Origin of the sequence: Kitasatospora sp. NPDC093558, assembly GCF_040683475.1 — a bacterium.
GTDB lineage: Bacteria > Actinomycetota > Actinomycetes > Streptomycetales > Streptomycetaceae > Kitasatospora.
Genome location: NZ_JBFBDY010000965.1, coordinates 1 through 1,930, shown reverse-complemented (window position 1 = coordinate 1,930; position 1,930 = coordinate 1). Strand labels below are relative to the sequence as shown.

The window sequence follows — 1,930 nt, the reverse complement described above, 5'->3', positions numbered from 1 at the left end:
CGCCACACGGGCGCCGACCCGACGTCACCAGCCGCCCGGAGGCGGCCCGCATGTCACTGCTCGCACCCCACCACCTGACCTCGAACTCGCAGCACCCGGAGGAATCCCCCATGCCCGTCCCCGACTTCGGTGCCGACGAACTCGCCGGCTACCGGCCCGAGTCGACCGCCCCGCAGGACTTCGACGAGTTCTGGCAGCGCACCCTCGCCGAGGCCCGCTCGCACGGCGGGGCGGTCAAGGCCGAACGCGTCACCGCGCAGTACGGACTGCGCACCGTCGAGGTCGACGACGTGCGCTTCCCCGGCTGGAACGGCGAGCCGGTGGCCGCCTGGCTGCTGCGCCCGCGCGGCGCGGAAGGCCCGCTGCCCGTCGTCGTCACCTACATGGGATACAGCGGCGGCCGCGGGCTGCCCACCGAGCACCTGTTCTGGTCCGCCGCCGGCTACGCCCAGCTCGTCGTCGACAGCCGGGGCCAGGGCCACGACACCCCGGACCACGGCATGGGCGACGGCACCCAGTGGGTCGGGGGCTTCATGACCAAGGGCATCGACTCGCCCGAGAACTACTACTACCGGCGGCTGATGACCGACTGCGTGCGCGCCGTGGACGCCGTCGCGCAGCTGCCCGGTCTCGACGCCGGCCGGATCGTCGTGGCCGGCGGCAGCCAGGGCGGCGGCCTGTCCCTCGCCGTGGCCGGGCTCGCCGGGGACGCGGTGGCCGCGGTGATGCCGGACGTCCCGTTCCTGTGTCACTACCGCGAGGGCGCGCAGACCTGCCTGGACGGCCCCTACCAGGAGATCGTCAACTACCTGCGCTGGCACAGTCGGGAGCGCGTGCAGCCGGCCTTCGCCACCCTCGCCTACTTCGACGGCGTCAACTTCGCCCAGCGGGCCACCGCTCCGGCCCTGTTCAGCGTCGGCCTGATGGACCCGATCTGCCCGCCCCGGACGGTCTACGCCGCCTTCAACCACTACGCGGGCGAGGACCGCACCATGACGGTGTGGCCGTTCGCCGACCACGCCGGCGGCTGCGGCTCCAACCCGCCCGTCCAGCTGGCCTGGCTGCGCGAGCGCGGGCTGGCGCCGCAGCTGTGAGCGCCGCGCCCTCCGGCGCCGGGACACCCGTGACCTCCCCGGCCTTCCCCGACCTGCCCGCCGGATTCCGCTTCGGCGCCGCCACCGCCGCCTACCAGATCGAAGGCGCCCACGACGAGGACGGCCGCGGCCCGTCCGTCTGGGACACCTTCAGCCACACCCCGGGCCGCACCCTCGGCGGTGCCACCGGCGACACCGCCTGCGACCACTACCACCGCTACCCCGAGGACGTCGCCCTGCTCCGGGAGCTCGGCGTCGACGGCTACCGCTTCTCGATCGCCTGGCCCCGCCTCGTCCCCGGCGGCACCGGCCCGGCCAACGCCAAGGGCCTGGACTTCTACGACCGCCTGATCGACGAACTGCTCGCCGCCGGGATCGCGCCCGCCGCCACCCTGTACCACTGGGACCTGCCACAGGCCCTGGAAGACCGTGGCGGCTGGCGCGTCCGGGAGACCGCCGAGGCGTTCGCCGAGTACGCGGCCCTCGCCGCCGAACGCTACGGGGACCGGGTCGAGCGCTGGATCACCCTCAACGAGCCCTTCTGCTCCGCCTTCGTCGGCTACGCCGAGGGCCGGCACGCCCCCGGCGCCCGGGAGGGCCGCGGGGCACTGGCGGCCGCCCACCACCTCCTCGTCGGCCACGGGCTCGCCGTCCAGGCGCTCCGCGCGGCGGGAGCCCGGGAGGTCGGGATCGCGCTCAACCTCGACCGCCTCCACCCCGCCTCCGACCGGCCCGAGGACCTCGCCGCGCTGCGCCGCGCCGTGGTCCTGCACAACGAGGTCTGGAGCTTGCCGCTGTTCGCGGGTGGCTACCCCGCCCACGAGGCCGTGACCTGG

General features: G+C 74.9%; 2 protein-coding genes. Both read left to right on the top strand.

The genetic code is table 11. The annotated features are described in order from the left end of the window. Positions 1-1,094 (top strand): acetylxylan esterase (locus AB0O00_RS37450; RefSeq protein WP_363659159.1); only part of this gene is annotated, 1,094 nt, incomplete at its 5' end. Positions 1,095-1,123: 29 nt separating this feature from the next. Then, on the top strand, positions 1,124-1,930 hold an 807-nt coding region (locus tag AB0O00_RS37445), incomplete at its 3' end, for a family 1 glycosylhydrolase (protein ID WP_363659158.1).